This is a genomic window from Azovibrio restrictus DSM 23866, from assembly GCF_000429665.1.
GTDB lineage: Bacteria > Pseudomonadota > Gammaproteobacteria > Burkholderiales > Rhodocyclaceae > Azovibrio > Azovibrio restrictus.
Genome location: NZ_AUCH01000018.1, coordinates 60,324 through 82,193 on the forward strand (window position 1 = coordinate 60,324; position 21,870 = coordinate 82,193).

General features: G+C 68.6%; 14 protein-coding genes. 6 read left to right on the forward strand and 8 right to left on the reverse strand.

Annotation, left to right across the window (positions count from 1 at the left end; translation table 11 throughout):
• Positions 1-20: 20 nt before the first annotated feature.
• The 3 genes from G474_RS0114985 to G474_RS0114995 all read right to left on the reverse strand — a co-directional run bounded on the left by G474_RS0114985 (position 21) and on the right by G474_RS0114995 (position 7,289).
• The gene (locus G474_RS0114985) at positions 21-947 is read right to left on the reverse strand and encodes a ParB/RepB/Spo0J family partition protein (RefSeq protein ID WP_026687685.1); all 927 of its coding nucleotides are present in this window, start codon (positions 945-947) and stop codon (positions 21-23) included.
• A 185-nt stretch (positions 948-1,132) separates the two neighbouring features.
• Complete coding sequence (locus tag G474_RS24470; RefSeq protein ID WP_026687686.1) at positions 1,133-6,439, reverse strand: DUF7379 domain-containing protein; 5,307 nt, start codon at positions 6,437-6,439, stop codon at positions 1,133-1,135.
• Between the two features lie 49 nt (positions 6,440-6,488).
• Complete coding sequence (locus G474_RS0114995; RefSeq protein ID WP_026687687.1) at positions 6,489-7,289, reverse strand: peptidoglycan-binding domain-containing protein; 801 nt, start codon at positions 7,287-7,289, stop codon at positions 6,489-6,491.
• Between the two features lie 174 nt (positions 7,290-7,463).
• On the opposite strand from G474_RS0114995, the gene sbcD reads away from it, so the two are divergent.
• Genes sbcD through G474_RS24475 form a run of 3 tightly spaced genes read left to right on the forward strand, consistent with a single transcriptional unit; the run spans position 7,464 to position 12,798 of the window.
• The gene (sbcD, locus tag G474_RS0115000; RefSeq protein WP_026687688.1) at positions 7,464-8,702 is read left to right on the forward strand and encodes an exonuclease subunit SbcD; all 1,239 of its coding nucleotides are present in this window, start codon (positions 7,464-7,466) and stop codon (positions 8,700-8,702) included.
• A complete protein-coding gene (locus tag G474_RS0115005) occupies positions 8,699-9,289 on the forward strand; it encodes a histidine phosphatase family protein (RefSeq protein WP_156919286.1) in 591 nt (196 codons plus the stop codon). The genes sbcD and G474_RS0115005 overlap by 4 nt, the downstream gene beginning before the upstream one ends.
• On the forward strand, positions 9,286-12,798 hold the full coding sequence (locus G474_RS24475; protein ID WP_026687690.1) for an AAA family ATPase: 3,513 nt from the start codon (positions 9,286-9,288) through the stop codon (positions 12,796-12,798). The genes G474_RS0115005 and G474_RS24475 overlap by 4 nt, the downstream gene beginning before the upstream one ends.
• A gap of 53 nt (positions 12,799-12,851) precedes the next feature.
• Here G474_RS24475 and G474_RS0115015 read toward each other — a convergent pair whose 3' ends face one another.
• The gene (locus tag G474_RS0115015; protein ID WP_169729530.1) at positions 12,852-13,868 is read right to left on the reverse strand and encodes a DUF1266 domain-containing protein; all 1,017 of its coding nucleotides are present in this window, start codon (positions 13,866-13,868) and stop codon (positions 12,852-12,854) included.
• A gap of 336 nt (positions 13,869-14,204) precedes the next feature.
• Here G474_RS0115015 and G474_RS0115020 point away from each other — a divergent pair, with 336 nt between their 5' ends.
• Positions 14,205-16,028, forward strand: coding sequence for a DEAD/DEAH box helicase (locus G474_RS0115020; RefSeq protein ID WP_026687692.1), 1,824 nt, complete (start codon positions 14,205-14,207; stop codon positions 16,026-16,028).
• A gap of 100 nt (positions 16,029-16,128) precedes the next feature.
• On the opposite strand, the gene G474_RS0115025 is transcribed toward G474_RS0115020, so the two are convergent.
• Positions 16,129-16,326 (reverse strand): hypothetical protein, encoded by a 198-nt coding sequence (locus G474_RS0115025; RefSeq protein ID WP_026687693.1) that lies wholly within the window; start codon positions 16,324-16,326, stop codon positions 16,129-16,131.
• Positions 16,327-16,509: 183 nt separating this feature from the next.
• Between G474_RS0115025 and G474_RS23525 the strand changes: the two genes are divergently transcribed.
• Together G474_RS23525 and G474_RS0115035 are read left to right on the forward strand one after the other, a co-directional pair.
• Positions 16,510-16,674 (forward strand): hypothetical protein, encoded by a 165-nt coding sequence (locus G474_RS23525; protein ID WP_156919288.1) that lies wholly within the window; start codon positions 16,510-16,512, stop codon positions 16,672-16,674.
• Between the two features lie 289 nt (positions 16,675-16,963).
• On the forward strand, positions 16,964-17,719 hold the full coding sequence (locus G474_RS0115035) for a hypothetical protein (protein WP_211228124.1): 756 nt from the start codon (positions 16,964-16,966) through the stop codon (positions 17,717-17,719).
• Positions 17,720-17,793: 74 nt separating this feature from the next.
• Here the strand turns inward: G474_RS0115035 and G474_RS0115040 are convergent, their stop codons facing one another.
• Genes G474_RS0115040 through G474_RS0115050 form a run of 3 tightly spaced genes read right to left on the reverse strand, consistent with a single transcriptional unit; the run spans position 17,794 to position 21,805 of the window.
• Complete coding sequence (locus G474_RS0115040; RefSeq protein ID WP_043464668.1) at positions 17,794-18,528, reverse strand: DUF4198 domain-containing protein; 735 nt, start codon at positions 18,526-18,528, stop codon at positions 17,794-17,796.
• 14 nt (positions 18,529-18,542) lie between these two features.
• On the reverse strand, positions 18,543-19,679 hold the full coding sequence (locus tag G474_RS0115045) for an acetyltransferase domain-containing protein (protein ID WP_026687696.1): 1,137 nt from the start codon (positions 19,677-19,679) through the stop codon (positions 18,543-18,545).
• Between the two features lie 2 nt (positions 19,680-19,681).
• The gene (locus G474_RS0115050) at positions 19,682-21,805 is read right to left on the reverse strand and encodes a TonB-dependent siderophore receptor (RefSeq protein ID WP_245589380.1); all 2,124 of its coding nucleotides are present in this window, start codon (positions 21,803-21,805) and stop codon (positions 19,682-19,684) included.
• Positions 21,806-21,870: the final 65 nt, after the last annotated feature.

Below are 21,870 nucleotides of genomic sequence, written 5' to 3' on the forward strand. Positions count from 1 at the left end.
GGGGATCCCGGAGGCGGGCCTCAGGCTTCGCCCTTGAGGGCCAGGAATTCGTCGATCAGCCGGGCCAGGACTTCCTCTTCATCCCCGTCGCTGACTCCCAGGAGCTGGGCCACCTGGCGCACCTTGCCCGGGTTCACCCGGCGTCGCACCACGGCCGGTTCCGGCGTGGCGCTTTCCCAGGGCGGGGGCTCGCTGGCCCCGGGGGCCGCCGCCGGGCTGTCGGCCGGGGTCGGGGCTGCAGGGCGGGCCGGGGCCGCATATTCAGCATCCGCTTCCGCCTGGGGCGGCTTGCGGGCCCGCTTCACCCCGGCCCGGACCAGCACCTGTTCCACCTCCTGGCGAGGCAGCTTTTCCCCTTCCGGCAGCTGGGCGATCCGTTCTATCAGTTCCCGGGCCTGGCCTTCATCCTTGCGGGCCAGCTTTTCCAGCTGCAGGGCGGTGCTGGTGCTGCCCAGCCGGCCCGTTTCCAGCAGGGCGTCCACTTCCGGGGAGAGGCGGGCGGCGGCCGTGGCCTGCTGCAGCCAGGCTCCCTTGCGGCCGAAATGTCCGGCGGCGGCCTCCTGGTCCTCGTAGCGGCGGGCGATGCGCGCGATGGCCCGGGCCATGTCCCGGGGTTCCAGAGGCTGACGCACCCCCTGGCCCATGTTCTCGAACACCTGGAGTTCCAGGGCCTCTTCCGCCGAGCAGGAATGCACCAGGGCCGGCACGGTCGCCAGCCCGGCTTCCCGGGCGGCCCGCCAGCGCCGCTCCCCGACGATCAGCCGGTACTGGCCGTTGGCGTCGGCAGGCTGCACCAGCAGCGGATGGATCACCCCCAGGCGCTGCAGGGAGTTGACCAGGCCCTTGAGTTCTTCCGCGTCCAGCCGCCGCCGGGCATGGGCCGGGTCGGGAATGATGCGCTCCACCGGAATGTGCAGGAATTCACGCTGGGAAATTTGCTCGGCCATGGCCCCTCCAACAGTTCAGTCAGCCCCGCCGCCGGCGGGGAAAGGGGCCGGATGTTCCCCGTTTTCCGGGGGATTTTCAAGCTGCGGGATCGGCCCTGTTGCGGGACGGGGGCCCTGCCCAGGCCCTGGAGGGCTTGCCCTCCAGGGCCGCGGCTGGGCAGTTCGGGCCAGGCTTGTCCAGGATTTCAGATGCCGCCGCCGCTACGCCAGGCCTGGGTCAGTTTGGCCAGGGCCTGTTGGGTGGGGCCGGAAGGCCAGAGGGTGGCCAGCCAGTCCAGGTGCGCCGCCTGGGTTTCCAGGGTCTGGCGTTCCCGCAGGGCGGCGGCCTGAGCCTGGTAACGGCGGGCCAGGGCGGTGCCGAGGGCGGGATCTTCCAGGGCGGCGGGGCTGCCCGGGTGCAGCAGGCTGTGGCCCAGGGCGCTGACCCGCTCGGCTTCCAGCATCAGGAGGGCGTCACTGGAGTCCTGAGCCAGCTCCTGCAGCCAGACCTGGCCCTGGGCCTGCCATTCGGCCAGGGCCGCCGCCTGGCCCCGGGCGGCGAGGATCAGGGTGGCATCCAGGGCGGCCAGCAGGGCTGGCCCGTGGCAGGATTCGCCGCCGTCCCGGGCTAGGGTGCTGGCGCTCAGGCAGCTGGCGCGCATCTGCTCCAGGCTCTTCTCGGGATTGCGCCGGCTGTGCAGCCGGGCCAGGCTGAGGCAGGCCAGCCCCTGGGCCAGCCGGTAGCGGCGTCCGGCGTTTTCTCCCAGGGCCAGGGCGAGTTCCAGCCGCTTCAGGCCCTGTTCCACCAGGGCCAGCCCCTCCGCTTTGCCCTGCCGGAGTTCAGCCAGGCCCTGGAGGGTTTCCAGGGCGGCCAGGGCATCCACCATGTCCAGCCGGGCGCTGCCGTCGGCCTGGAGCAGGGCGGCCCGGTAATGGCTGATGGCCGGGGCCCAGCCGGGCTCTCCCAGTTCGCTCCAGGCAGCGGCCAGGCTGCCACGGATGGCGCCGTACTGGAGGAAGCGGCCTCGGGCCGCGTTTTCCAGGGCGTTCAGGCGGGCCTGGTAGCGCTCCCGGGCCGGGGCGTCGGTGAGGGTGAGCTGGCTGCGGGCGTGCAGCTGCAGCAGGTCGGTGTGGAACTGGGCCGGGTGCAGGTAGTCGGGCAGGCGTTCCTCGGCCCGGGGGTCGGGGGCCAGCTGGTAACGTTCATCCCCGTAGGCCTGGTAGGCGCCCCAGGTGTTGCAGTCCGGGTGCCGGGCATAGGTGGCCTGGCGGGCCTGCAGCACCGCGTCCCCCAGGGGGTGACCGGCCAGCATGGCGCTGTGGAAAGTGGTGGCGAAGGTTTCCGCAGCCTGGTCATCCACGGCCCAGCCGGCGGCCACTACCGCCTTGCAGCCCATTTCGATGAATTCGGTGGCCAGATTGGCCGCCAGCCTGCCCCAGCGGGGCCGGGCGTCGCCCGCCATGCTGCCCAGGTGGCAGCAGTTGATGAACACCAGTTCCGGCACCCGGCGCAGCTTGCTGATCTGGGCCGTGGTGAGATACACGCCGGCTTCCATCACCAGCCCGGTCTGGCCGGCGCCGGCCTCCGCCACCTGGCCGTGGGCGGCCAGGTGCATGACCTGGTATTCCCCGTCGAACAGGCGCGCCAGGATGTCCTGGCTGTCGGCCTGGTAGAGGGGCATGCAGCTGTAGGCCTGGGCTTCGTACAGCCCGGCCACGGCCCGGGCCTCCCGCTGGGCCCCGGGCAGTTCGACCAGGCCGGAACGGGTGTCGCCCAGGACCAGCAGCCGGCGGTTGCGCACCACCCGCACCTTGTTGCGCCCGTGGGGGCTGGCCAGCTGGCGGATCAGGCCGACCCGGCAGGCCAGGGGCTGGCCTCCGGCTTCCGGGCGCATCAGTTCCCAGGGATAGACCGCCGCCTTGTCGTCCACCCCCAGGATCAGGCCGCGCAGGTCGGCGATGGCCGCCTTGAGGCTGTTGGGGATCATCAGCTCGAACAGGGCCCGGGACAGGCCGGGCTGGTCCCGGGTGCTGCCGGTGGCGGCGCGCAGCAGGCCGTCCACCGCCTGGCGCTGATCGGGTTCCTCATCCACCCCGTTCCTGGCCTGGCTGGTGATCAGGGTGAAGCGCAGGGCCTCGCCCTGGGCGCCGGCGGTGACGTGCACCCGCGGCCAATGCTGGCTGCGGTCCTGGTCCTGGGCTTCCCCGGGGCCCCGGAAGGCGCCGGCGGCCCGGGCCAGGCTGCCGTCGTAGCTGAGGCAGTCCCGGTAGCGTTCTTCCCGCACCAGTTCCTGCAGGCTGCGGGCGGCGGCGATGGCCCGGGCTTCCTCCTCCTCGAACAGTTCCAGGCTGGCGATGGGGGCCAGGCCCGGGGTCTCCTGCAGGCGCCGGTTGGCTTCCCGCAGGGCGTCGGCCAGGCTGCGCAGGGCCAGGCTGAGTCCCAGGCCCCCGTAACCGCTGCCCACCAGCAGGGTGGCCAGGGACACCGGTTCGGGGGCGGAGGGCGAGCGCTGGGCGAGATTGCGCACGTACTCCAGCAGGCCCTGGGTCAGCAGCCGGGTGAGGCGGCCGGGGGTGAGATCACCCAGGCTGCCCAGCCCCAGCACCACGGCCCCGGGAAAGCGGCTGCCCGCCGGGGCCGGGAACACCAGCACCTCTCCGGCCCAGCCGTTGAAGCGGCCCAGGTTGCGGGCCTGCTCCAGGCCGCCTCCCAGCTGCTTGTTTACGAAGCCGACGCTGCCGCGCAGGGATTCATGGCTGTAGGCGCCCACCAGCACCGGGCTGCCGGCGTTGGCGAGGCTGCCGTGGGTGATGCCGATACGGGCGGGTTCGGCTTCTGCCGCCGCTGTCGGCTGGCCGGGGGCGGCGCCTCCCAGGGCGGCGGCTTCCACCTCTTCCGGGCTGGGGTAGATGCGCGGCGGCGCCAGGGGGGCAGGCTGGAATCCGCCGGGGCCCGCCGCGCGGCTGGCCGGGGGCGTGCCGGGCAGGGGGCAGCGGCCGGTCTGCAGCAGTTGCAGGTAGGCGGCAAAGCAGTCCTGGGCCCGCATCAGGTCCCCGTGGGCGGCCGGGGCATACCAGACCGGCACTCCGGCCGGGATGCCGGTGGCCCAGGCCACCCGGCCGTCACCCGCCTGGCTCCAGCGGATTTCCATCTGGCCGTCGTGACAGCGCAGGGCCACGGGGGTGGGGGCCTGGCCGGCCACGTAGGCGCAGCAGGCCGGGTCCAGGGGCGCGGCCGCCAGCTGTTCCACCTGCTGCCGGGCGGCGGCCAGGGCTTCTGCCGGGGGCGGGCGCCAGCCGTCGCCGGCGCCCGGGGCGGTTGCAAAGTCTGCCGCCCGCTGCCGTTCCCGGTTTTCCCGGTCTTCCCCGGCCCAGGCGGCCCAGGTGGCCGGATCGAAATAATCCACCCCGTCCGGGGCCTTGCCGTCGGCCTGGGGCCAGGGTAGCAGCTCCAGAACCCCGGGGTAGCGGCTGACGATCTCCAGGAATTCCCCCATGTCGTGGCGCCAGTCCAGCCACTGCTCGATCTGCTGGATGAAGCGGTCCCGGCCGGTGAGCACGGCGGCCATGCCGTGGGAGCCCTGGTTGGGGGTGCCGAACTGCACCAGGCGGCTGCCCGGAATGGCCTTGAATTCCTCCCAGCGGCCGGCCAGGGCCAGCCGGGCCACCAGCCCGCCCATGGAGTGGGCCATGATGCCCAGGGGCTGGCGGCGGGCCCGGGCGTCGTCCATGGCCTGCTCCAGGACCGGGGTGAATGCCGCCGCCGCCGCGGCAATGGAGAGGCGCCAGTCATAGGCCCAGGGGCGGACCTCATGGCTGGCGCCCAGGTAGGCGGCCAGGGCGGCGTAGCTCCTGTCCAGCCAGCCCCGGGGGCTGACCTGGGGCGCGTCGATGGCGAGACGGTTCATGTGTCCGGCGATCAGTTCCACCGGGTTGAACCAGATGTGCTCGTCGGCCAGGGCCAGGTGGCTGCCCATGATGCCGGGCAGCATCAGGACGATGGGGGCGTCGGCCCGGGGCGCGGGCCGTCGGACATCCCGGGCGATGGGGTCGGTGGAGGGGCCGCTCAGGGCGGTGAAGCTGTGGTTGTCCCCGGCCAGGGCCTGGAGCAGGGGCTGGTAGCTTTCCTGCCGCTCGAAATAGGTGAAGTGGGTGACATCCGGGCCGCGCACGGATTTCTGCCAGATGCCCGGGCGGCGGCGGGCGCCGCCGCTCATGGAAGGGGTGTTCACCACCAGGTCCGTGTGGCCGCCGTAGAAGCTTTCCAGGAGGCAGTCCCCGAGCCAGGTGAGCAGGCTCTTGCCCTGGAAATCCCCGGCGATCACGTGCAGGGGCATGTCCAGCTCCACCCGGGGATCGTTGAGCAGGGCCACCAGGGGCGAGTCGGGCATCATTGCCTCCAGGCCCGGCAGCACCCGGGCATCGGTGCGTTCCTTGACCACCGCCAGGAGGAAGTTCTTCAGCAGCCGGTAACCCTGGGACAGGGGCTCCAGCAGGGGGATGGATTTGCCCGCCAGCTCCAGGCCGCCTCCCAGCAGGTTGAGCATGACGCTGGCCCAGCGGTCCAGGCGCCCCGAGGCCAGGGTGGTGCCCCGGGCCGTGGCGGCCACCCGCACGAAACGCTCCACCCGGATCCCCTTGTCCTGCAGCAGGCGGCTGAGTTCTTCCAGCCGGGCCGCGTCTTCCGCGTGGCCCGGGCGCCCGGTCTGCTGGGCCTGTTCCAGGAAGCCCTGGATGTCGCTGCTCGAGTAGGGGACCTCCCCGAGCCGGTTGGCCCGGGCCAGGAGTTCCCCCACCATGCCGCCCCGGGAGTGGCTGACCAGGTGCAGCCGGGCCCCAGCCGGCAGGGTGCGGGCCAGGGCCAGGGCGTTGCAGATGGGGCTTTCGCTCAGGCTGCGGTGCTCGAAGCCGTAGATGCGCTCCCCGTAGGCGGCAGCCAGGGTCGCCCGGGCGCTGTTGTCCCAGAGTTTGCCGAAACTGCCCCGGGTGGAGGAGGCGGTGCCGTGGATGAACAGCAGGGAGGGGGCGTCGGCGGCCGGCATGGCCGTCAGGGGGTAGAGCTGCCAGCGCTGGTTGTCGAGCCGGTACAGGCCCTGGCGGTTTTCCAGGGCGTAGTCCTGGAAGGCGCCAGCGGCGGCCAGGGCCGTCATGCCCGCCGGGCCCTGGCGGAACACCCGCAGGGATTTCAAGAGCCAGCGGCCCAGTCCGTCCCGGGCCGCGCCGGCCAGCAGGCCGCGCAGCTCCGGCGCCAGGGCGGCCTGGAGCAGGGCCGGGCCCCCGTCCCGGTCGGCCTGCCGGCCCAGATAGCGTTCCGCGTCGGCGGCGGCCACCAGGATGCGGGTGCCGTCCTCCAGCTCCAGCTCCAGCACCGTGTCCGGCGCCAGTTCCAGGGGCGGGGGAGCCGTTCCCCCGTCCCGGGCATAGGCGCCCGTAAGAATCGACTGGCCCTCCCAGTCTCCGTCGCGGATGGGCTGGGGCGGGGTGGGCAGTTGCAGCAGGATGGGATCGGTCATGGCAGCCTCCGGGGCGGGGATGTGGGGGGAATGGATAGGGGGCCCGGGCTTACAGGCGGGCGGCCTGGACGTGCATCCAGTCGTAGTTGCGGCTGCGGCCCAGGCTCACCCAGCCTTCCGCCTCCCAGCACTGCCACCAGGGCTCGTACTCGGGGCGGGCGAAGCGGGCCCGCTGGCTGTTCCAGCGCAGCTGGTTGTGATCCGGGTCGAAATCCAGGGCGATGCCCCAGGCGTGGGTGGAAAGGGCGCTGCCGCCCCGCTTGTCGCGCATCTGGTAGCAGCCGCCGAACAGGTCCAGGCCCAGTTCTCCCAGCTGGCCGATGCCGTAGTGGTCCAGCACCCGGGCCAGCACCCGGCCCAGGCTGGGGGCCACCCGGGCGTGGCAGCGCAGGCGTTCCACCCGGGTGGCCGGGTCCCAGGCCAGGCGCAGGGGATAGGGCAGAGGGCAGGACACCAGCCCGGCTTCCCCGGGCTCCCCGTAGCAGGCGCGCAGCTCGGCGGAACGTTCCAGGGGCCAGCCGTTGGGGTTGGGGGGCACGCGCTCCTGGCGCCAGGGGGCGGGCGGCTGGCCGTGGGCCTGCAGATAGGCCAGCTGCTCCGCCCCGTGACGGCTCTGGGGCCCCCAGAGGCCGTCCAGGGGACCAGGGTCGAAACCCGCCGCCCGGCACTGGAGCTGCAGGGCCAGCTGGGCCTGGCGCCCGGCCGGCCAGCTGCGCCAGTCTTCTTGCGTGTCGGGGGCGGCCTGTTGCAGGAAGGCCTGCACGGCGTTACGGGTTTGCGGGCCCAGGCACCCGTCGATGTCGGGCAGGTGCAGGGCGGTTTGCAGGGTGCGCAGGGCCGGGGCTTGCATGGCGGGCTCCATTCCATGGGAATCAGACACCTATTTAAGAGCTTCGGCTGCGCACTTGCAAATGGAATATTGCGGGGCTGTCCCCTGGTGCGGCGTGCAGGGGGGCTCCAGCCCCGGCGGCTTCTCCGGTAAAGTGGCGGCCTTCGATGGCAGACCCGGAACGGGAAAGACTGGATGCGCCTCCTGCACACCTCCGACTGGCACCTGGGCCAGCATTTCATGGGCAAGACCCGTCAGGCCGAACATCAGGCCCTGATCGGCTGGCTGCTGGAGCAGGTGGAAGCCCGGCAGGTGGATGCGGTGCTGATCGCCGGCGACCTGTTCGATACCGGCACGCCCCCCAGCTATGCCCGGGAGCTCTACAACCAGCTGGTGGTGAGCCTGCACGCCCTCCGGGTGCCGCTGCTGCTCCTGGCCGGCAACCATGATTCCGTCGCCACCCTGAACGAAAGCCGGGAGCTGCTGGCCCGGCTGGGGGCCACGGTGATCACCACGGCGGGCGCCGATCCGGCCGACCAGCTCGTGCTCCTGCCCGGGCGGGACGGAAATCCTGGCTGCCTGGTGGGGGCGGTGCCCTTCATTCGCCCCCGGGACCTGCTCCAGAGCCAGGCCGGGCAGAGCGGCGAAGACAAGCAGCGCTCCCTGCAGAGCGCCATCCAGGCCCATTACGCCGCCGTCCACGAGGCCCTGGTGGAACGCCAGCAGGAGCTGGAAACCAGCCTGGGCCGGCGCCTGCCTTTGGTGCTGACCGGCCACCTGACCACCGTGGGCGCCAGCGCCAGCGAATCGGTGCGGGAAATCTACGTGGGCGCCCTGGAAGCTTTTCCCACCAGCGCTTTTCCTCCGGCCGACTACATCGCCCTGGGCCATATCCACCGGCCCCAGAAGGTGGGCGGCCTGGAGCTCATCCGCTACAGCGGTTCGCCCCTGCCCCTCAGTTTCGACGAGGCCGGCCAGCAGAAGGAAATGCTGCTGGTGGACCTGGAGGCCGCTGGCCTGGCGGCGGTGACGCCCCTGCCCGTGCCCCGCTTCCAGGGGCTGGCGGCGATCCGGGGCAGCCTGGACAGTCTCGCCGGCCCCATCGGCGCCGCCGCCGCCCTGGGCTCGCCGGAACGGCCCACCTGGCTGGAGGTGACGGTGAACGGCGACGACTGGCTGGCCGACCTGCCCGCCCGGCTGGAACAACTGACGGCCGGCTGGCCGGTGGACATCCTGCGCATCCGCCGGGCCCGGGGCAACGAGGCCGCCCGGCTCGCCGCCAGTCCGGGCCTCACCCTGGAAGAACTGAGTCCGGACGAGGTCTTCGCCCGCCGCCTGGCCCAGGAGGACCTGGACGAGCCCCAGCGCGAGGCGCTGACCGGGCTGTACCGGCACATCCTGGCGGGCATGGCCGACCCGGCCCCTGGTCCATGAGCCCCATGCAGATCATCCTGATGCGCCATGGCCGGCCCCTGGGCCCCGGCCTCAGATGGCTGAGCGCCCGGGCCTTCGGCGCCTGGGTGGATGCCTATGACGCGGCGCCCATCGATCCCGCCTGTCCGCCGCCCGCCGTAGCCCTCCGGCTGGCCCGGCAGGCCGCTTGGGTGCAGTGCAGCAGCCTGCCCCGTTCCCTTTCCTCGGCGGCCGCCCTGGGGGTTCGGCCCGATGCCGGGGATGCCGCTTTCCGGGAGCTGGACATGCCCCGTGCAGACTGGCGTTTTCCCCCTCTGCCCGTGGCCTGCTGGTTGCTGCTGTTCCGGCTGGCCTGGGTGGCGGGCTACCGTCGTCAGGCCGAATCCTTTGCCGCGGCCCGGGACCGGGCTGCTGCCTGCGCCGCCGGGCTGATCCAGCTGGCCGGCCAGCAGGGCAGCGTGCTTTTTGTCGGGCACGGGGCCCTGAACTGGTTCATCGGCCGGGCCCTGCGCCGGGCGGGCTGGCAGTCTTCCGGCGGCGCCCGGCGCCACTGGGAGGCCGCCGTGTTCAGCCGGGGCGAACCCGTTTTTCCGGAGCATGCCGGATGAAGATCCTCCGTCTGCGCCTGAAGAACCTCAACTCCCTCAAGGGGGAGTGGAGCATAGACTTCACCCGGCCGCCCTTCGTGGATAACGGCCTGTTTGCCATCACCGGGCCCACCGGGGCGGGCAAGTCCACCCTGCTGGACGCCATCTGCCTCGCCCTCTACCACCAGACGCCGCGCCTGGAGCGGATTTCCAGCAGCGACAACGGCATCATGACCCGGCACACGGCCGACTGTCTGGCCGAGGTGGAATTCGAGGTGAAAGGGTCGGCCTATCGGGCCTTCTGGAGCCAGCGCCGGGCCCGGGACAAGGCGGATGGCGCCCTGCAGGCCGCCAAGGTGGAACTGGCCGAGCTGGCCCCCGATGGCAGCGGCACCATCCTTTCCAGCCAGGCCGCGGACAAGCTGAAGCGCATCGCGGAGATCACCGGCCTCGACTTTCCCCGGTTCACCAAGTCCATGCTGCTGGCCCAGGGCGGTTTTGCCGCCTTCCTGAACGCCAGCGCCAACGAGCGGGCCGAGCTCCTGGAGGAGCTCACCGGCAGCGAGATCTACGGGGAAATCTCCCGCCGGGTCTTCGAGCAGGCCCGGGCGGCCCGTCAGGTGCTGGAGCAGCTCCAGGCCCGGGCCGAGGGGGTGGAACTGCTGAGCGAAGCCCAGCGGGCGGAAATGGCCGCCCGGATGGCCGGTCTGGAAAGCCAGCTGGCGGCCTGTCAGGCCCGGATCGCCACGCTCCAGGCCCAGCGCCAGTGGCGCCTGGACCTAGCCGGGAGCGAGCAGGAGGTCAGGGCTGCCGAAACCCGGCTGGCCGAGGCCGCCGCAGCCCTGGCTGAGATCGTCCCTGAGCTCCAGCGCCTGGCGGTGGATGAACCGGCCCAGGCCCTGCAGGCGCCCCATCTGGCCTGGCAGCAGGCGGCCGCCCTGGGCCGCCAGAGTGCCGCCGGGCTGGCCCAGCTGCGCCAGGAGCTGCAGCGTCTCCAGGCGGAGCAGTACGGCTGCCACCAGGAAGCCAGGGCCCTGGCGACCTTCCTGGCCGGGCAGGCGCAGGCCGCCCTGGGGCAGCTGGAGCAGGAGCTCCGGACCCTGGACGAATTCCGGGCCGCCCATCCCCAGCAGGCCCAGCTGGGGGAAAAACTGGGGGAATGGAAATCCCGCCTCGACGAAGCCCGGCGCCTGGAGGAGGAAAGCGCTGCCGGGCAGCGGCAGTTGCAGCAGTTGGCTGCCGAAATCGCCGCCCAGCAGGGGCGCCTGACGGCCCAGGCCCAGGCGGTCGGCACTGCCGGAGAGCTGGCTGCCCGGGCCGAGGCCAGGCTGCAGCAACTGTTGCAGGAGCAGGCGCAGCGCCTGGCCGGGCAAAGCCTGCCCGGGCTGCGGGCCGCCTGGCAGCAGGCCCAGACCCACCTCGGGCAGCAGCGGCAGCTTGCCGATCTGGCCCGCCAGCGGCGCGAGTTGAGCGCCCGCCACCGGGCCCGGCTCGAGCAGCAGCAGCGCTTGCAGACCCGGATGGCCGGCCAGGAGCAGGCCCTGGGCGAACTGCGCCGGGCCTATGAAAACCTCAACAGCCAAGTCCTGGACAAGCGCCGCCTGCTGGAGCAGGAAAAACTGATCCAGAGCCTGGAGGCCCACCGCCACCAGCTCCAGCCGGGCCAGCCCTGTCCCCTGTGCGGCGCCACCGGGCATCCAGCCATCGCCGCCTACCAGGCCCTCGACCTGTCCGCCACCGCCAACGCCCTGGGCGAGAAGGAGGCGGAGCTCAAGGCCCTGACGGAAAAGGGCCAGCAGGCCCGGGCCGAGCAGGCCGCCAGCCGCGCCACCCTGGAGGCCGGGGAGAAGGAAGCCCTGGCCCTGGTGGCGGAACTGACCCGCCTCGCCGGGCTCTGGCAGGAAGCCCTGGAGGCGTTGGCGTCCGGGGACGGGTTTTCATCTTCATCCGATGTTGTGGCAGCAGCCGCCTGGGAGGATGAAAGCGCCCTGGCCGCGGCCTGCCAGCGGGCTGAACAGGAACTGCAGCGCCTGGCCCAGGACCTGCAAGCTGCCGAACAGGGGGAGGCGGCCATCCAGGCCGCCCGCCAGCAGACCGCCCAGGCGCAGCAGGCCCTGGAAGCCGCCCGGCACCAGCAGGGCTTGCTGCAGCAGCAGGGCCAAGCCCAGGAGGTTCGCCAGGGGGAGTTGCAGCAGGCCCTGGCCGCCCGCCAGCAGGCCCGGGCCGATCTGCTCGGCCAGCTCACTGCCGCCATCCAGGCCGCCGGGCACGGGGCCCCGGACCTGTCGTCGCCCACTGCTGCTGCCGACTGGCTGGCGGCCCGGGAAGCCGAGTGGCGCTTGTGGGAGCAGCGGCAGCTCCGCCGCCAGGAGCTGGCCGGCGCCCTGATCCGCCAGCAGAGCCAGGCGGAGGCCGCCCGGGCTGCGGCTGCCCTGTGGGAGCAGCGCGGCCGGGAACTGGCCCTTGCCCCCGAGGGGGCGACGGCCGCTCCCGACCTTGATCCGGCCGATGGGGCCGAGGCCGCCGCCCGGCTGGCCCGCTGTGAACAAGACAGCGAGCGCCTGGACCGGGAGCTGGCGGCCCTGGCCGGGCGCCAGAGCCAACTGGCTGCCGACCTGGCCCGCCAGGAACTGGCCGAGCAGGCATGCGCCGCCGCCTGGCAGGCCGCCCTGCACGACAGTCCCTTCCCCGATCAGGCCGCCTGGCAGGCGGCCCTGCTTTCCGAGGACGAGCGCCAGCGCCTGGGGCAGCTGAGTCAGGTGCGGCAGCAGGCCCGGCAGCAGGCCGAAGCCGTGCTCCAGGCCGCCCGGGACAAATTACAGAAGCTGCAGGCGCAGCTCTCCAGTGCCGGGGAACCGCCGGCCCTGATCGAGCTGGAAGCCCTGCTGGCCCAACAGGACAGCCAGCTGCGCAGCCACAGCGAACAGCTGGGGGCCGAGCGGGCCCTGCTGGAGCGGGACACCCGGGCCCGCCAGAACCAGCAGACCCTGTTCGCCGAAATCGACCGGCAGCGGGCCGACAGCGACCTCTGGCAACGGCTGGACAGCCTGATCGGCTCGGCCCGGGGCGACAAGTTCCGCAAGTTCGCCCAGGGCCTCACCCTGGACCACCTGCTGGCCCTGGCCAACCGCCACCTGGGCCGTCTGCACGGCCGCTACCTGCTGCGCCGCAAGGACCTGGGGGAGCTGGAACTGGACATCATCGACAGCTGGCAGGGGGACGTGGCCCGGGACACACGCACCCTCTCCGGCGGCGAGAGCTTCCTGGTCAGCCTGGCCCTGGCCCTGGCTCTTTCGGACCTGGTCAGCCACAAGACCTCCATCGACTCCCTGTTCTTGGATGAAGGTTTCGGCACCCTGGACGGGGAGACCCTGGAAACCGCCCTGGATGCCCTGGACAGCCTCAACGCCAGCGGCAAGATGATCGGCATCATCAGCCACGTGGAAAGCCTGAAGGAGCGGATACCGGTGCAGGTCCATGTGGACAAGAGCAGCGGCGTGGGCTACTCGGGCCTGCGGGTGAAGGGCTAGGGATTGCCGGGCGGGCCGGGGGGCCGGCGGCGCCCCTGGAAAGGGAGGCTGGCTCAGTCCTGCTTCCAGGCCAGCCGGGTCCAGGGGCTGGAAGGGTCCTGCAGGAGGAACTGGCGGGCGTCGTCGAAGATATCCATGTTCCCGCCGCCGCTCCAGAAGCCCCTGCCGATGATGTAGTTCTCGCTCATCTCCTGCCAGGAGGCAAAGCGGGCTTTCAGTGCGGTGCTGGCCAGCCTGATCCAGTGCCAGGCCTCCTCATCCAGGATGAAGCCGGCGGCGGCGGCCAGGCGGGCCACGGCCACCAGGCGGCAGTAGTCCCAGGCATGGATGGAGGGATGGCGCTCGCCGTGGGTGCGCAGGTAATGCACGGCGCAGACGAAATGATCCTTCTCCTTACGCTTCAACTGCTGGCGGGCCTCCGGCGCCAGCAATTCCAGGGGATCGATGACGTCCGGCCTGGCCGCGAGCATTTCCCTGATCTGATCGTACTCGTCCCGGTGCCCTTCCGTGTCCAGCCACTGCAGCATCCGGCGGGCCTCGGCCCCGTTGCGGATGCCCCAGCTTTCCTCCAGCAGGGCGCCCATGAGCTTCTTGTGGAAGCGCCCCGGGATGTCCCCGTGCAGACAGTCATGGCGCTGCTGGTTGGCCGCAGTCTGCATGGCGCTCAAAGCCAGCCCGAACAGCTGATCCTCGGACAGGGGCGGCACGGGCTGGTACGCCATCCTGAGCTGGTTCAGGAGCTCCACCAGCTTGGTCGGGCCATAACCCCGGAAATAGGCCTGGAACGAGATTTCGCCGCTCTCACCCGGGGCCTTGCCCGAATCGGGGGTGAAATGGACGTAGATTCTCTTGTTGCCGGGGGAGTCGAGGGAGCCGCCCAGAAAGAAGCTCTCGATCTCCGTCCAGGCGTGCCGCCGGGGGGAGAACGCCTGACGCAGGCAGAACCCCGTTTCATCCAGGGTCAGCTGCTCGCGCAGTCGCAGCAGGGCGAACAGGCCGAGGGCCAGGAATCCAGCGCCGATCCCGGCCACGGTCATGTTGAATTTCGTGAACAGTCCGGACCACAGCATCAGCCCGCCCCCGATGAAAAAGGGCGGGCCGAGCAGAACCATCAATATCTTGCGGCCTAGGCCTAGGGGTAACACCATGGGTAACTGGACTGGCGCTTTCATGTCTCCTCCTGGAATTGGCAAGTCCCTCCTGCAGCGGCGCCATTGCTGGCCCCGGGAGAGGGAGTTGGAAATCCCATTATCATAATCCAGGGGCGGGGCAGGTTCCAGCGCCGCAACCGGGCATTCCAATTGCAAGAAAAGCGTCAGAGAATAGGCGCACCTCAAAATCATGAATACGGGGCGGGGCGCTGCAGGGTGGAGGCTTTGCAGTGCTGCTCGGACCCGGTCTAGCCCATGGCACTTTTCTTTCCCGACATTCATTCCAAGAACCTGAAGCTCACCCCCGGAGAGCGTCGGTTTGCAACCTGTCTGTTGCGCACCCTGGAGGACGATTATTGTTGCTGGATCAATGTGCCGGTCGGCAGCAAGCAGCTTCGGCCTGACTTCATCGTGCTGCATCCAGGGCGCGGCATCCTGACCCTGGAGGTGAAGGACTGGAAGCTGCCGACAATCCGCAGCATGGATCGTTTCAGCGCCGAAATCATGACGGAGCGGGGCCCCAAGACCCTGGTCAATCCCCTGGAGCAGGCCAGGGGCTACGCGCTGGCCATCAAGGAAATCCTGGAGCGCGATCCGCTCTTGGTACAGCAGGAGCCCGGGCGTTATCACGGACATTTGCTGCTGCCCTGGGGCTTCGGTGTGGTCCTGACCAACATCAGCCGCCGTCAGTTCGAGGCGAGTGGTCTGGCGCAGGCGATTCCCTCGGACCGGGTCATCTGCCAGGACGAAATCACCGAAGGAACTGATCCGGAAGCCTTTCAACAAAGACTCTGGGACATGTTCCAGTACCAGTTCGGCGGCTTGTTGTCTCTGGCGCGCATCGACCGGGTGCGCTGGCATCTTTTTCCTGAGGTGCGGATCAACCAGCTCGGGCTGTTCGGTGGCGAGGCCGAAGAACCGGACCAGGAGGGGCGGATCAACCAGTTCCTGCCGGAGCTGATCAAGGTCATGGATACCCAGCAGGAAAAGATTGCCCGCAATCTGGGAGAGGGGCACCGCATCGTGCATGGCGTTGCCGGCTCCGGCAAAACCCTTTTGCTGGCTTTCCGCTGCCTGCATCTGGACAAGATGAACCTGGTCAAGCCCATCCTGGTGTTGTGCTACAACAAGACCCTGGCCGCGAAGCTGACGGAAATGCTGCGTCAGCGGGGCGTAGGCGACAACGTTCATATTCGGCACTTTCATGGCTGGTGCAAGGCCATGTGCGACCTCTATCAGCTGGACCTGGAAAAATCCGAGCGGCCCGTCTACAAGCGGCAGGTGGAGGCGGTCATCCGGGGGGCCGAGGCCGGCCGGGTTCCCCGGGCCCAGTATTCGGCGATCCTGATTGATGAAGGCCACGATTTCGAGCCGGAGTGGTTCAGGCTGCTGATCCAGATGATCGATCCGGAAACCAATTCCCTGCTGCTGCTCTACGACGATGCCCAGAGCATCTACGGCAAGAAGAAGCGCCGTTCAGTCTCCTGGGCCAGCCTGGGTATCAAGGCGAGCGGGCGCAGCACCATCCTCAAGGTCAATTACCGGAATACCGTCGAGGCCCTGGATTTTTCCTACCAGTTCCTTTCAGCCTATATCGACGAAAGCAGCGGTACGGAGGAGGCTCCCCTGATCCATCCGGACGCGGGGGGACGCAATGGACGCAAACCGCTTGTCAGGCGTTTCGATTCACTGTCCGGAGAAGCTGATCATCTGGCCCAATGGCTGCAGGCCAGGGCCAGAACCGGGGTGCCCTATGAGGACATGGCCGTACTTTGCCGTTTCAACCGGCAGATCGAGGATTTTCACGGTGTCCTGAGTCGCAAGGGCGTGCCTGCCAGCAAGGAACTGCTGGGGCGCTCCGGGGTTCGCCTGCTGACCATCCATGCCAGCAAGGGACTTGAGTTCAACACGGTGGCCATTCCTGATCTGGGCTGCATGCCCTATGCCAAGGTGAGCCCGGAGGAGGAGGCGAAGCTCCTCTACGTGGCACTGACTCGTTCCACTGACTCCCTGTTGGTTTCCTACCATCGGGAAAGCGAGTTCACCCAGCGTTGTGAAGCCCTGGCCAAGGGTGACTGAGCCATCCAGGCGCTTGCGGCAGGCCCATGGCTGCCAGGGGATTGCGCAAAGCAGCCGTGGGCATGTTCAGTTCACGCCCACGGCCATGGGGAGGCGGGCTTCAGGAGTGTTGCAGCTTGTTGGCGTGAACGAACATGGCCCATTCCTCCGGGTCCAGTTCCATCTGGCAGTTGTCGCCTTCGATATCCGCTTCCAGGAGGAAGAACTCCGGGGCGGCCTGGTAGGTGGTGATGCGGGAAACATTGACGGTCAGGGGGCTGATGGCGGATTGCCAGCGGCCCAGGGCAGGTTGTTCCATGATCGACCTTTCTCGGCAAATGGAGGAAATGCCTCGAATCCTGGCTATGGACGGGAATCCCATGTAGCAGTGATCCGGACATGAGCTTGGGACTGATGTTTGGCGAAAGGGTTCCAGGGGGGGAAAATCCCGGGCCGTGATCGTCATGCTGGCGATCCTGATGCCGAGAGGGAGTTTCCATTCATGTTCTTCGCCATCCTTTTCCTGTGCCTGGCCGCCCTGGGCAGCTATTTTTTCCCCGAATGGTCCTGGGCCGCGCTGCTCGGCGCTTCCTTCGGCATCGTCGTGACCCTGCGCCTGGCGCTGCTGCTGGGGGAGCGTTCGGGCAAGGCGGCGGACCGGGGCTGATGCCCGGGGCAGCATGGTCCCTGGTGCTGCAGGTATACTTTCGGCATTTCATCCGGGGTTTTGTCCCATGGCCATTTTTCGCTGCAACAAATGCGGTCTGCTTGCCGAGCAGGCGGATTCCCTTGCGGGACAATCTCTGAATTGCTCCAAGTGCGGGGCGCCAGCCCAGGTGTATCCCACCTTGTTTTTCATAGAAAAGCTTCTGGCGCGCTATTTTTCCGCCCAAAAGGAGATTGCCCAGTTGAAGGGACCGGTGGCTGAGCCGGCCCCCGCGCTTCCCGGGGGGGGAATGGAAGGCATTGATCTGGGAAATACCGACGCCCTGGCCAGTGACCAGCAGCATGGTCCGATCTATGACTGGTTTCGCAAGAAACAGATCAGGGTGGAGGCCAATCTGCGCGGTGTTGATACGAGCGGCTTCTTCGATGAAGTGGCGGAAGCCATCGGCGCCAATCTGCCTGTCCTGAAGGAAGTGCTGGAGCGGATACGCTGGTCCCAGCAGAAGGAGCATGCCAGTGCCACCATCAATCTGGACAAGAAATCCCCGGAGGATGCCAAGGCCATCATCCGGTTCTGTCAGCAACTTTACGATTTTTCCTTCGTGGCCAAGTGCTTTCACAACAAGCCTGAAAACAATGTGCGCCTGATTCTGCAGAGCGCCCCGGCCATCCGCTGTTTCTTCAGCGGGGAATGGCTGGAGTGGCATGCGCTGATGACCAGCCTGCGCTATGCCAAAGAGCGCAAGCAACGGTTTTCCTGCGCCCGTGGCTTGAAGCTGGATCTGGGCAAGGAGACCCACGAACTGGATGTGTTCATGCTGATCGATGGTAAGACCCCGGTCTGTATCGAATGCAAAAGCGGGGAGTTTCGCCAGAACATCGATCTTTATCTGGCCCTGAAGAAGCGCCTGGGCCTGGAGCGCAGGCAGTTCCTGATGTGCATTGCCGGCCTTGAAGATGAAAAAGCCAGGGCTTTTTCCGCCATGTATGACCTGAGCTTCACCAACGAACGGGGACTGGCGGAGCAACTGGCTCAGCTGTTCTGAGGCAGGTCGCTGCTTGGAGAAGGTCGAGGCCCCGGGAACGGGGCCTCGACACATCGGCGGCGACCCGCCGTCCCTCAGTGATCCAGGGGTTTGAGCAGGAAGGAGAAGGTGGCGGCGTGCTGGACGATGTCGGCGTCCTCGGTGCTGGCCGGCGCTTCGTGGGTGGCGTAGATGACGTTCAGGCCCTGGTTTGGCACCTTGATCCTGACGATGCCCTGGGAGTCGGTCTTGACCGAGCGGTTGTCGGGGTCGTTGGCGAAGTCCGGGGCGAGGCGCAGGCCGGGCAGGGGTTTGCCGTTGAAGAGCACGCGCAGCGCCATGATCTCCCCCTTCTTCCTGGGTAGCCGGGGTTCCACGGGCAGGATCTGCAGGGGCTGGTCCGCCAGGGGCTGCGCGGCCTGGTTCAGGTCGCCGCTCTGGTGGATGGCATGCTTGTAGTAACGGCCGCTCTTGATGGCGTCGGGGGTGGCGCTCTTGGCGGCATTCACCCATTTCCCGTCGCGCTGCTGGCTGTAGTAGCCATTGTCCAGGGTGGCGCCGAGCAGGGCCGGGGCATCCCGGGTGTCCACCAGCAGCAGGTATTCGGTCTTGGTGAGCAGCATCGGCAGGGCCTGGCCGTTGGCGTCCAGGGCCTGCAGCTGGCTGATCTTGTCGGCCTTGGGGACGATCGGGCCATCTTCGGCGCCATCGCCGTAGACCAGGGCCAGCTTGCCGGCCCGCTGGGCGAACCAGATGCCGTGGGCGTTGGCGGCGGGACTGAGGCAGGCCAGGAGCAGCAGGGCGCTGGCCAGTTTTTGCAGACGGATCATGTTTTTCTCCAGGTTCAGAAATAGGAGCGCCAGCCCCCCTGATGCTGGCGCTTGTAGGCGGCGAAGCTGTGGCACAGGGGATAGACGGCGAGCAGCACCAGGGCGGCGGTCAGCCAGATCGGCCAGACCTGTTCGAAGCCGTAGCGGCTGCCCTGGTTGGGGCCCCAGATTTGCAGGCAGAGCAGGTACAGGCCGTGCAGCAGGTAGAGGTGCAGGACGTAGAAGAACATGGGCACCCGGCCCAGGTCGGACCAGAAGCGCGGCAGGGGCCGGCGCTCCAGGCGTACCAGCAGCAACAGCCCGGTGCCCAGGGTGAGCAGCAGGAACAGTAGCGAGGGCGGGTATTTGGTCAGGTTGAGCCAGCTCATCAGCTGCCCCAGCAGGGTATCGGCCGGCTGGCGCGGGTGCTCGCCGTAGACGTCCAGGGCGCGCAGCAGCAGGAACAGCAGCAGGGCACCCAGCCCGGCCGGGAGCAGCCAGCGGCGCCGCAGTTCGGGGCTGGCGCTGCGGCCGTACAGGGGGCCGGCGGCGTAGCCGAGCAGGATCACCCCGAACCAGGGCAGGGCCGGATAGGAAGTGCGCGCCTGCAGCCCGAACAGCTCGATCAGCGAGCGGTCGTGCAGGATGGCCCAGAGCACCTGGCCCGTGTCGCCGGGGTTGAGATGCAGGCCGTCGAACAGGTGGTGCCCGGCGATGATGGCGATGCCGAGGACGAATTGCCAGAGGCGCGGCAGCCAGAGCAGCAGGGCCAGGGCCAGCATGCTCAGGCCTATGGCCCAGATCACCTGCAGGTAGATGATCCGGGGCGGCCAGCTGAAGGTCCAGGCGAAGTTGATCAGCGTCAGCTCCAGGAGCACCAGGAACAGGCCCCGCTTGAGCAGATAGACGCTGGTGGCCGGGCGGGGATCGGCGAATTTCTGGCCGTAGCACCAGGCGCCCAGACCGGTCAGGAAGACGAAGATCGGGGCGCACCAGTGGCTGGCCAGGCGGGTGAAGAACAGGGCCGGGTCCACGCTGCCCAGGTCCATGGGGTCGCTGACCTGTTGGTGCAGGTAGAAGAACTCGCGCACGTGATCCACCAGCATCAGGGCCATCACCAGGCCCCGCAGGGTATCGATGGCGCTGATGCGTTGGGCAGCTTGGGGGATCAAGTTCAGAACCTCGTCTGCAGGCCGAGGGTGAGGGTGCGCGGCGTGCCCGGCGTCACCCAATACACGTCATAGGAGCTGGCGTAGTAGGTCTTGTCGAACAGGTTTTCCACGTCCAGGGACAGGCGCAGGTTCTTGCTGGGCTTCCAGTAGGTCATCAGGCGGGCCGTGGTGTAGGCGGGCAGGCTGAAGCTGTCGAGGGCGTTGCCGGAGCGCTCGCCCACATGGGTGAGCCCGGCGCCGATGCCGTAGCGGCCGGCGGAGAAAGCGTCCTCGTACATGGCCATGACGCTGCCGCTGTGCCTGGGCACGTTGAGCAGGCGGGCGCCTTGCAGGGCGGCGTTGTTGTCCTTGGTGATCTTGGCGTCGGTATAGGCGTAATTGGCGGTGACGCGGATCTTGTCGGTCAGCTGGCCGGAGAAATCCACTTCCAGGCCCCGGCTGCGGGCCTCGCCAGCGGCGATGGAAAAGCCCGAGTTGTTCAGGTCGTTGGTGAGCACGTTCTTCTTGTCGATATCGAACAGGGCCAGGGTGCCCCCGTAGCGCTTGTCGGCCGATTCGTACTTGACCCCCACTTCCCGGGCGCGTCCTTCTTCCGGGGCGAAGGCGCCGCCATTCACGTCGCTGCCGGTGTTGGGCCGGAAGGACTCGCTGGCCAGGGTGTAGACGGACAGGGTCGGATTGAGGAGCCAGGTTAGGCCGATGCGAGGTGTGGTGGCCTGGTGATCCTGCTGGACCCGGGTGTCGCTGCTGCGATTGCTGATGTCCTGGCGGAAGCGGTCATGGCGCAGCCCCACCAGGAGCCGCCAGCTTTCGGCCAGGGCGATCTGGTCCTGCAGGAAGAAACCGGTGCCGTACTGTTTTTCCAGGGTATCCACGGGTGTGGTGTTCAGGGCCAGGGGCGTCTGGCCATAGACCGGGTCGTGGATGTTGATGCCGTAGGCGCTGGTGGAGCGGCCCCGGGTCATCAGCTGATCCAGCTCGAAACGGTAGCTGTCGAGGCCGGCCAGCACCTCGTGGCGGATGGTGCCGGTGGCGAACTTGCCCTGCAGCTCGCCCTGGAAGGAAATGTCGTGGGAATCGTAATCCCGGTAACGGCGCTCCCGTTCGATGATGGGGGCACCGGCCGTGGTCCAGCGCACGACCCCGGCGCTCCGGGGGCTGGCTTCGGTGGAATAGCCGCTGAATTCCCCGGTCCGGTAGGCTAGGCCGGCCTTGGCCTTCCAGTCGCTGGAGAACTCATGCTCCAGGGTCAGCTGGTGGGTCTTGTTGTCGATGGTGACGTCGCCGTCCCCGGGTTCTCCCAGGAAGGTCTTGCGGGAAATGCTGCCGGTGCGGCCGTTGACCGCCACCACGCCGCGGTCCAGGGGGGCCTTGTGGCGCAGGATTTCCAGGTCGTAGTTGAGCAGGGTGTCGGGAGACAGCACCCAGGTGAAGGAAGGCGCCACCAGGTAGCGTTCGCTCTCCACCTGGTCCCGGAAACTGCCCTTGTCCTCCACCGCCAGGTTCAGGCGGTAGGCCAGCCGCTCGGAGAGGGGGCCGGTGGAATCCAGGGTGCTGCGGTAGCTGTCGTAGCTGCCCGCATAGACCTCCAGGGAGTGGCCGGCCTTGAACTGGGGTTTCTTGGTCACCACGTTGAGGATGCCGCCCGGCTCGCTGGCCCCGTACAGGGCGGCGGCCGGCCCCTTGAGGACTTCCACCCGCTCCACGTTGGCCATGTCCCGGGGGGCGTTGAAGCCCCGGTTGCCGATGAAGCCGTTGCGCAGGAAGCTGGGGCCGGTGTTTTCATGGCCGGCGAAACCGCGGATGGCGAAGTTGTCCCACAGGCCCCCGAAGCTGTTCTGGCGGGTGACGCCGCTGACGTAGTCGTAGGCCTCCTCCAGCCGCACGGCGCCGATGTCGTCGATGATCTGGCGGGGAATTACCCGCACCGACTGGGGCAGTTCCCGCAGCGGCGTGCCGGAACGGGCGACGCTGCTTTCCTCCTGGTAATAGGCCTGGCCTTCGCCACGGCCCACCACGTTCACTTCCGTGAGTTGCAGATCATTTTCCTGGGCCCAGGCGCTGCAGTGGAAACCGGCCAGCAGCATCAGGGCCAGGGGCTTGGGCTTGAATCGGGTTTGCATCATGTTTCCTGTGAGAAAAATGGGGGGAATGCTACAAGAATTTGCGATTCGTGAAAATCATTATCATT

What these genes read in the sequence shown, in the direction of transcription:
- G474_RS23525 (WP_156919288.1), top strand. Translation starts at nt 16,510, where the DNA reads ATGTTCTTCGCCATCCTTTTCCTGTGCCTGGCCGCCCTGGGCAGCTAT.
- G474_RS0115035 (WP_211228124.1), top strand. Translation starts at nt 16,964, where the DNA reads ATGGAAGGCATTGATCTGGGAAATACCGACGCCCTGGCCAGTGACCAG.
- G474_RS0115040 (WP_043464668.1), bottom strand. Translation starts at nt 18,528, where the DNA reads ATGATCCGTCTGCAAAAACTGGCCAGCGCCCTGCTGCTCCTGGCCTGC.
- G474_RS0114985 (WP_026687685.1), bottom strand. Translation starts at nt 947, where the DNA reads ATGGCCGAGCAAATTTCCCAGCGTGAATTCCTGCACATTCCGGTGGAG.
- G474_RS0114995 (WP_026687687.1), bottom strand. Translation starts at nt 7,289, where the DNA reads ATGCAAGCCCCGGCCCTGCGCACCCTGCAAACCGCCCTGCACCTGCCC.
- sbcD (WP_026687688.1), top strand. Translation starts at nt 7,464, where the DNA reads ATGCGCCTCCTGCACACCTCCGACTGGCACCTGGGCCAGCATTTCATG.
- G474_RS0115050 (WP_245589380.1), bottom strand. Translation starts at nt 21,805, where the DNA reads ATGATGCAAACCCGATTCAAGCCCAAGCCCCTGGCCCTGATGCTGCTG.
- G474_RS24475 (WP_026687690.1), top strand. Translation starts at nt 9,286, where the DNA reads ATGAAGATCCTCCGTCTGCGCCTGAAGAACCTCAACTCCCTCAAGGGG.
- G474_RS0115015 (WP_169729530.1), bottom strand. Translation starts at nt 13,868, where the DNA reads ATGCTGTGGTCCGGACTGTTCACGAAATTCAACATGACCGTGGCCGGG.
- G474_RS0115005 (WP_156919286.1), top strand. Translation starts at nt 8,699, where the DNA reads ATGAGCCCCATGCAGATCATCCTGATGCGCCATGGCCGGCCCCTGGGC.
- G474_RS0115020 (WP_026687692.1), top strand. Translation starts at nt 14,205, where the DNA reads ATGGCACTTTTCTTTCCCGACATTCATTCCAAGAACCTGAAGCTCACC.
- G474_RS24470 (WP_026687686.1), bottom strand. Translation starts at nt 6,439, where the DNA reads ATGACCGATCCCATCCTGCTGCAACTGCCCACCCCGCCCCAGCCCATC.
- G474_RS0115025 (WP_026687693.1), bottom strand. Translation starts at nt 16,326, where the DNA reads ATGGAACAACCTGCCCTGGGCCGCTGGCAATCCGCCATCAGCCCCCTG.